Raw genomic sequence first — 8,460 nt, 5'->3', positions numbered from 1 at the left:
TGCTTCTCCACCGCGCGCGCGGAGCCGGCGTGCGTGGCCTCGTCGATCCGGCGCTGCAGGTCCGCGAGCTTTCCCGCGGTCGTGTGGATGTCGATTTCGTTCACTGATTGCTCCACCGGGGCTGACTGGTCATCGGAATGATCGGAATGATCGGACGGATCGAAGGGGGACAGGAGGAAGGATCAGAACGTGTCGTGCGGTACGTGCACGCCCCATACGTCGCGCAGCGCGTGGGAGACCTCGCCGACCGTGGCACGCAGGCGCAGTGCCTCGCGCATCGGGGGCAGGACGTTGTCGGTGCCGCGCGCCGCGTCGCGTAGTGCTTCGAGGGCTTGTTCGACGGCGTCGTTGTCGCGCTCCGCGCGCAGGGCCGCGAGGCGTTCGCACTGGTCGATCTCGATCTGGGGGTCGACCCGCAGCGGCTCGTACGGCTCTTCCTCGTCGAGGGCGTACTTGTTGACGCCGACCACGGTGCGTTCCTGGTGGTCGATCTCCAGCGCGATCCGGTATGCCGACTTCTCGATCTCGGACTTCTGGAAGCCCTGCTCGATCGCCGCCACCGCGCCGCCGCGGTCCTCGACGGCCTGGATCAGTTCAAGCGCCGCCGCCTCGACGTCGTCCGTCATCGACTCCATGACGTAGGACCCGGCGAACGGGTCGACGGTCTTGGTCACATCGGTCTCGTAGGCGATGACCTGCTGTGTGCGCAGGGCGAGCCGCGCCGCCTTCTGCGTGGGAAGGGCGATGGCCTCGTCGTAGGAGTTGGTGTGCAGGGACTGCGTTCCGCCGAGGACCGCGCCGAGGCCCTGAAGGGCGACCCGCACGAGGTTGACCTCGGGCTGCTGCGCGGTCAGCTGCACCCCGGCGGTCTGGGTGTGGAAGCGCAGCATGTGCGACTTCGGGTTCTTTGCCTTGAACTCGTCACGCATGATGCGGGCCCAGATGCGGCGGGCGGCGCGGAACTTCGCGATCTCCTCGAGGAGCGTGGTCCGGGCGACGAAGAAGAACGACAGACGCGGTGCGAAGTCGTCGACGTCCAGGCCGGCGGCGATCGCGGCGCGCACGTACTCCTTCGCGTTGGCGAGGGTGAAGGCGATCTCCTGCGCGGGCGTGGCCCCGGCCTCGGCCATGTGGTAGCCCGAGATGGAGATCGTGTTCCAGCGGGGCAGCTCCTTGTGGCAGTACGCGAAGATGTCGCTGATCAGCCGCAGGGACTGCTTCGGCGGGAAGATGTACGTGCCGCGGGCGATGTACTCCTTGAGCACGTCGTTCTGGATGGTGCCGGTCAGCTGGTCACCGGAGATGCCCTGCTCGGCCGCGACGAGCTGGTAGAGCAGGAGCAGCGTCGAGCCGGGGGCGTTGATCGTCATCGACGTGGACACCTTGTCCAGCGGCAGGCCCTGGAACAGCGTGCGCATGTCCTCGATGGAGTCGATGGCCACGCCGACCTTGCCCACCTCGCCGCGGGCGATCGACTCGTCCGAGTCGTAGCCCATCTGCGTCGGCAGGTCGAAGGCGACGCTCAGGCCGCCCGTGCCGGCGCCTACCAGCTCGTGGTAGCGCTCGTTGGACTCCTTCGCCGTGCCGAATCCGGCGTACTGCCGCATCGTCCACGGCCGGCCGGTGTACATCGACGGATACACGCCCCGCGTGTACGGGAACTTTCCCGGGGCGCCGAGCTTGGCGTCCGCGTCGAAATCCGTCAGCGACCAGCCGTCGTAGAGCGGCTGGATGGGCAGGCCGGACTCACTCTGTGCCTCGGAACCCACGCCGGGCCTCCTTCGGTACTCGATGTCATATTGACGGTACTCAGTACCATCGACTCCGGCAAGTGGCTTCCGGGCACCGAGACAGGGAAGGATGGGCCGTCATGAGTGAGGATGAGTGGTCATGAGCAAGCCAGCCGCGCGGATCCGACTCGCGGACGCCGCCTTCGCGCTCTTCGACGAGCGCGGATACGAGCAGACCACCGTCGACGAGATCGCCGAGCGGGCCGGGGTGGGACGCACGACGTTCTTCCGGCACTACCGGTCGAAGGAAGACGTGATCTTCCCCGACCACGACCGGCTGCTCGCGCTGATCAAGGACAGGCTGGCGACCTCCAGCCACAGCACCGGCCTGATCGCCGTGTCCGACGCGGTGCGCCTGGTGCTGCTGCACTACATCGACGAGGGTGACCTCGCGCGGCGGCGGTACACGCTGACCAGCCAGGTGGCGGTCCTGCGGGACCGGGAGATCGCCAGTGTGGCCAGGTACCAGCGGCTGTTCCGCGAATTCATCGCGGACTGGATGGGCGACCCCACGGAGTCGGCGTCGCTGCGCGCCGAACTCATGGCGGCGTCCGTGGTCGCGGCCCACAACCACGTACTGCGCCGCTGGCTCCGGGGCGAGACCTCCGACCCGGTGGCCGAAATGGACGAGGCGATGCGCGAAGTGCTCGCGCTCTTCCCCGCGCCCTCCGGTGCCGCGGACTCAGGTGAGGCCGGCACCACGCTTGTGGCCTTCCGAACCGGACAGGATCTCGATGCGCTGCTCCCCTCGCTGAGGCGTCTCGTCGAGGGTGACGCGGGGCGCTGAGAGCTCGCGGGGCCTGGGGGTTTCCCGGGGAGCACAGCGACGGCTGGCGCCGGGACCTGGTGTCGCGCGGCGCGCAGCCGGTCACTTCCTGGACGGCCCCTCGTCGAGGTGCCCCGAGGTGCGGTTCGTTCAGGGCGGTCAGCGTTTGTGGGCCGTCGTCGGCTCCGCACCTGTCCACTGCCCCCTCGGTGTGCGTAGCAGGCGAAGGCCGGCGAGGCTCTGGAGCGTCATCGCGACGGCGGCCGTGACGGTGACCGCGAAGCCACCGCGGGCCCCGAGCGAGTCGATCGCCCAGCCGGAGACTGCCGCCGCGGCCGCCGAGCCCGCCGCGCCGGCGGAGCCGAGCCAGGAGAACGCCTGGGTCAGAACGGCCTGGTGGACGGTCGACTCGGTGAGGACGGGAAAGAGTACGAGAAGGGGCGGAATCGTGGCGCCGGTCAGGGCCACGACCAATCCGAGGCCGAACGGTGAACCGACCGTGAGCAACAGCAAAGTGCCGAGCGTCAACGCACCGGTGAACGCCAGCAGTTGTACCGCGGGCGAGGCCCGCCACCGGCGCAGTCCGTACAGCCATCCGGCCAGCAGACCGCTGCAACTGGAGACGGCGAAGATCGGGGCCGCGGCGCCCGGTGCGCCGTGTTCCACCACGAAGGCGGTCACGGATACCTGCATGGCGCCGAAGAAGATCCCGATGGCGAGATTGAGGCCCATGAGCAGAAGGACCGCGCTGTGCAGCAACGACCGGTCGTCATGCGTGTGTGTGGCGTCGCCGATCGTCAGCGAGGGCGCGCTGCCACGCTGCGCCGAGAGGACCAGCCCGCCGACCACCGACAACGAGGCGGTCAGCACCGTCCCGGCCACGGGATGCCCGGTGGCGGCGAGTGCGCTGACCAGCATCGGGCCCACCAGGTAGGCCACGGCGTTGCTGATCGACTCCAGCGCGAAAGCGGTGGGCAGTTCCGCCGCTCGGTCCGTGCGGAGCAGTGCCGCCCAGCGCGCCGCGGACATCGCGCCGAGCTGGGGAACGCTGGCCCCGACCAGTGCGCCGCCCAGGGCCAGGAGGGTGTCGGAGGCATCGGCGGCGACCAGGGACACGAGGCCGGCCACCGCAACGGCGTGGGCGAGCAGTGAGGGCGGCAGGATCCTGGTCTGCCCGAACCGGTCGACGAGCCGGGCCAGTTGTGGTGCCACGAGCGCGTCGGCCACGGCGAAAGCGCCGGTGACCAGGCCTGTCGTGGCGAACGCGCCGGTCTGGTCGTGCACGAGCCAGACGATGCTGAGGCTCGTCATGGCGACGCCGACCCGTCCGAACGATGCCGGCAGGAAGAAGGCTGCGGCGCCAGGGGTCCGCAGGAGGGAACGGTAGTTCGCCGATGGCACGGCGAGTCCTGTTCGCTGCCCGGCGGGACGGCACACCTGGGTCGTCGGTGCCCGAATGTACCGACCCGTGGTCGCCGCCTGGAACCTTCCAGTGGTGGCGCGGAGAGGGGGCACGCCCCCGCACCGACTCCATCACCGGGCAGAATTCTCGGTGTGTGGTTGGTGATTGGTGGTTGTGAATCTCGTACATTCTTGTCGCGGGGGCCGGTGATGTCCATCACGGTGCGGATCGGACGTGCCGGCTCCTCTGCCTTCGGAAAAGAGCAACAAGTAGGGCCCCCTGCGGCTCTACGGAGTCCGGGCCAGGCGTTCGAGGAGGTCGGGGAGCGCGGCGAAGGAGTCGAGCACATGGTCGGGTGTGCCGTCGGCCGAACGGTGGTTCTCCGGAAGGTATTTGCCGGTCTTGACGAGGGCGCCGGTGACGCCGCTGCGCTGGGCTGCGAGCACATCGGACTCGATGTCGTCTCCGACCATGAGCGTCATGGAAGGATCGGCGTCCAGGTGGGCGAGCGCGGCGGCGAAGAAGGCTTCGGACGGTTTGCCGGTGATTCGCGCCCTGACCCGCGCGGCCCGCTCGAGGCCGAGGAGGAAGGCGCCCGTGTCGAGTTCGAGCCCGTCGGCGGTGCGCCAGTAGAGGTTCCGGTGCATGGCCACGAGGTGCGCTCCGCGCTGTAGGTGGTGGAAGACGCGGTTGAGGGCTGCGTAGCCGAACTTGTCGCCGGCGCCCCCGACCACGACGACGTCCACGTCCGACTCCGCGTTTGAGTGTTCGTCCGGCTCATCAACAAGCGTCACGCCTGTCAGGTCGTCCTGGATGTCACCGGCGTTGAGCAGCAGGCAGCGCGCGCCCGGGTGGTTCTCGCGAAGGTATGCGGCAGTGACGGCCGGGGCGGTGAGGATGTCGTCGACTGTGACGGGGAACCCGGCTCCCGCAAGGCGTGCGCAGATCGAGGCGCGTGTACGCGAGGTCGTGTTGGTGACCAGCGCGAGGGGGAGCCCCGCTGCGCGTAGTCGCTCCATGGCCTCGACGGCGCCGGGGAGAGGTTCCCAGGACACCGTGAGCACGCCGTCGATGTCGATGAGGACTGCGCGGATCGCGCCGGTTCGCTCTCGCTCCATGGGGCGACGGTAGCCGCCGCCCGAGCCGAATCCGCGGTGCAAGCACGCCGAGTCGCCGGGTGAATGCCTGACTCTTTGGGTGCGACCTCCGGTGGCGCCTCTGGTGTGCCCTCCGGTGTGACCGAGCTTCGGCCTGTGCAGAATAATGTCGGCGTGAACTCTCTTGAGCGTCCCAATACCCCTGCTCCACAACGTGCTTCAGTAGTCGTGGTGGGCGCCGGTCCCGCCGGGCTGACCGTGGGGAACATCCTGAGACGCGCCGGGGTCGACTGCGTGGTCCTCGAGACCGAGACCCGGGAGTTCATCGAGCAGCGGCCGCGTGCCGGGGTCATCGAGGAGTGGGTGGTCCGCGCCCTGGAGCAGCGGGGCCTCGCCGGGAACCTGCTGCGGAAGGCCCAGCGGCACACCGCGTGTGAGTTCCGGTTCGACGGCCGACAACACCGTTTTTCCTACGGTGAATTGACGGGACGTCATCACTTCGTATATCCACAGCACTTGCTCGTCACGGATCTGGTGCGTGAATACACCGACGTGCGGGACGGCGACATCAGGTTCGGCGTTCGCGACGTGCAGGTGCACGACGTCGACACGGACCGGCCATCGGTTTCGTACACCTGCCCGCAGTCCGGTCAACGGCAAGTGGTGCATTGCGAGTTCGTCGCGGGGTGCGACGGTGCGCGTGGCGTGACGCGGCGCGCCTTGCCCTCTGAACAGTTCCGGGTCGCGCGGCATGACTACGGAATAGGCTGGCTGTCCCTGCTGGCCGAGGCGCCGCCTTCCTCCGACTGTGTGCTCTTCGGTATCCATGAGGACGGATTCGCCGGACAGATGCCTCGCAGCCCCGAAGTGACCCGCTACTACCTCCAGTGCCCGCCCGGCGACGACCCGGCGAACTGGTCCCACGAGCGCGTGTGGGCAGAGCTGCGCCGACGGCTCGCTGCCAAGGGAGCCCCGGAGTTGGTGGAAGGGCGGTTGATCGAGAAGCGGATGCTCGACATGCACGACTATGTCGTCGAGCCGATGGCGTCCGGGCGCCTGTTCCTGGCCGGCGACGCGGCCCACCTTGTGGCGCCGATCGCGGCGAAGGGCATGAACCTCGCCCTGCACGACGCTTTCCTGCTCGGCGACGCCCTGGTCGCCCACCTCATGCGCGACGCCGGCAGTGACAGGGTCGGTACTGGCAGGGCCGGCAGTGACAGGCCCGATGGCGACGGCGGGCTGGAGGGTTACTCCGAGGCGTGCCTGCGTCGCGTGTGGGACTACCAGGAGTTCTCGCAGTGGCTGTCCGAGGTCTATCACGGGCAGGCTGCGGGGGAGCCGTACCGAACGGGTACCACGCTTGCCCGGCTGCGCCGCCTGTTCACCTCGCCACTCGCGGCGGCCGCCTTCGCCGAGCAGTACCTCGGCACGGCCGAGCGCTACTGACGGGCACACGAGGCATGCGAGGCACACGGGAAGACGGCTGCACCTGAGTACGCGTACTCAGGTGATCGCGTCAATCATCTCTGATGCGGCTGGTCCGTGTTCCCCACCATGGATTCCCTCAAGCCGCATCGAGAGAGGTACCCATGGGCCGTGATCTGCAACTGCGTGTCGCAACTCCGGAGGATCTGCAGTGGATCTACGGACTGCGTCATCGGGTGTACGCACAGGAGCTGGGCCAGCACGCGCCGGATCCGGCCGGTCAGCTTCGTGACGGGCTGGACGGCGAGAACGTCTACCTGGTCGCGGCGCGAGGAGCCGTCCGAATCGGCTTCGTCAGTGTGACGCCGCCCTGGCTGGAGCGGTATGCGCTGGACAAGTACCTCAGCCGCGACGAGCTGCCGCTCCTGGGCCGCAGTGATGTGTCCGAGAGTGATGTGTTCGAGAGCGATGTGTTCGAGGTTCGCATCCTCACGGTGGAGCCGCGCTGGCGGACCACGGCAGCGGCATTCCTCCTGATGTACGCGGCACTGCGCTGGATCGCCACCCGGGGTGGCCGGCAGGTGGTGGCCATGGGGCGCACCGACCTGCTCAACATGTACCTGTCCGCCGGACTGCGCCCGGTCGGCCGTACCGTCCACAGTGGTGCGTTGACGTTCGAGGTGCTCACCGCGAGCGTGGCCGACCTGACGAAGGTCACGATGGACCGCTACCGCACCACGTTGAAGCGTCTTGGCTCCGAAGTGGACTGGCGGCTCGACATGCCGTTCGCGCCACGGCCGGACGGCTGCGAACACGGCGGCGCCTCGTTCACCGCTATCGGCACTGACTTTCGCAGCCTGCACCGGCGCCATCAGATAGTGGCGGCCGACGTGTTGGACGCCTGGTTTCCGCCCGCACCCGGCGTGCGGGCGGCGCTCGCGGAAGATCCGGGCTGGGCCGCCCGGACCTCGCCGCCGACCGGCGCGGAGGGACTGCTGGCCGAAATCGCCACGGTCCGGGGGCTGCCGACGGAGACTCTCGCGGTCGGGGCCGGTTCATCCGACTTGATCTTCAGGGCGTTCGGCCGGTGGCTCACCCCGCAGAGCAGGGTGTTGCTGATGGATCCGGGCTACGGAGAGTACGCCCACGTCACCGAGAGGGTGATCGGATGCCGGGTGGACCGGTTCCGGTTGCGCCGCGAAGACGGCTGGCGGATCGACTCCGCCCGGCTGTCCGCTGTCGTCAGGGCCGGTCACTACGACCTCGTGGTGGTGGTCAATCCGAACAACCCGACCGGCCGCCACGCGCCGGCCGCGGAGCTGCGCTCGCTGATCGCCACCGCACCGGCCCGAACGCGCTGGTGGATCGACGAGGCATACCTGGGCCATGTCGACCTGACCGAGTCGCTCGCCGGCCTCGCCGCGACGGACCCGCGGGTAGTGGTCTGCAGCTCGCTGTCCAAGATGTACGCGCTGTCCGGCATGCGGGCCGCGTACCTGGTGGCCGAGCCGGTCACCGCGGCGCAGCTACGCCGATGGACACCGCCGTGGCCGGTCAGTCTCCCGGCGCAGCTGGCCGCGGTGGCAGCCCTGCGCGACCCGGCGTACTACAGCGACCGCTGGCTTCGCACCCGCGCGCTGCGCAGGCAACTGGCCAGTGATCTGGCCGGACTTGACGAGACCCTGGTCGTGGAGGAAGCCGTGGCCAACTTCCTCACCGTGACCCTGCCGTCCGGCGGCCCGAGTGCCGCACAACTGGTGACCGAGTGCCGGCGCCGGGATGTATACCTGCGTGACCTGTCCCCGTTGTCGTCCCAGTACCAAGGCCGCACCGTGCGCATCGCGGTCAAGGACACCGCCGAGAACGCGCGCATTGTGGCCGCGTGCGAGGCCGCCCTGAACGTGCTGCGGCCGAGGCCGGCCTCGCTCGCTGCGATGCCCGCGGGCGTTCGGGCCGCGGGGACCGCTCGGTGATCACGGC

General features: G+C 69.0%; 6 protein-coding genes. 3 read left to right on the top strand and 3 right to left on the bottom strand.

The features are described 5' to 3' along the window. Positions 1 to 182: 182 nt before the first annotated feature. The gene (locus AC07EJ_RS42785) at positions 183 to 1,769 is read right to left on the bottom strand and encodes an acyl-CoA mutase large subunit family protein (RefSeq protein ID WP_389486612.1); all 1,587 of its coding nucleotides are present in this window, start codon (positions 1,767 to 1,769) and stop codon (positions 183 to 185) included. A 121-nt stretch (positions 1,770 to 1,890) separates the two neighbouring features. Here AC07EJ_RS42785 and AC07EJ_RS42780 point away from each other — a divergent pair, with 121 nt between their 5' ends. After that, on the top strand, positions 1,891 to 2,577 hold the full coding sequence (locus AC07EJ_RS42780; protein ID WP_478886266.1) for a TetR/AcrR family transcriptional regulator: 687 nt from the start codon (positions 1,891 to 1,893) through the stop codon (positions 2,575 to 2,577). Between the two features lie 138 nt (positions 2,578 to 2,715). On the opposite strand, the gene AC07EJ_RS42775 is transcribed toward AC07EJ_RS42780, so the two are convergent. After that, positions 2,716 to 3,957 (bottom strand): MFS transporter, encoded by a 1,242-nt coding sequence (locus AC07EJ_RS42775; protein WP_478886265.1) that lies wholly within the window; start codon positions 3,955 to 3,957, stop codon positions 2,716 to 2,718. 288 nt (positions 3,958 to 4,245) lie between these two features. Further along, positions 4,246 to 5,076 carry an HAD-IIA family hydrolase gene (locus AC07EJ_RS42770; protein WP_478886264.1) on the bottom strand — a complete coding sequence of 277 codons (831 nt, stop codon included), beginning with the start codon at positions 5,074 to 5,076 and terminating at the stop codon, positions 4,246 to 4,248. Between the two features lie 153 nt (positions 5,077 to 5,229). Between AC07EJ_RS42770 and AC07EJ_RS42765 the strand changes: the two genes are divergently transcribed. Together AC07EJ_RS42765 and AC07EJ_RS42760 are read left to right on the top strand one after the other, a co-directional pair. Beyond that, positions 5,230 to 6,501, top strand: coding sequence for a 4-hydroxybenzoate 3-monooxygenase (locus tag AC07EJ_RS42765; RefSeq protein WP_478886268.1), 1,272 nt, complete (start codon positions 5,230 to 5,232; stop codon positions 6,499 to 6,501). Between the two features lie 143 nt (positions 6,502 to 6,644). Then, entirely contained in the window at positions 6,645 to 8,453 is a 1,809-nt protein-coding gene (locus AC07EJ_RS42760; RefSeq protein WP_478886263.1) for an aminotransferase class I/II-fold pyridoxal phosphate-dependent enzyme, read from the top strand. The last annotated feature ends 7 nt before the right edge of the window (positions 8,454 to 8,460 follow it).

The sequence above is a fragment of the Streptomyces sp. NPDC045026 genome, assembly GCF_056432625.1.
The sequence above is the reverse complement of the archived record's forward strand: the minus strand, read 5'-3'. Positions and strand labels throughout refer to the sequence as shown.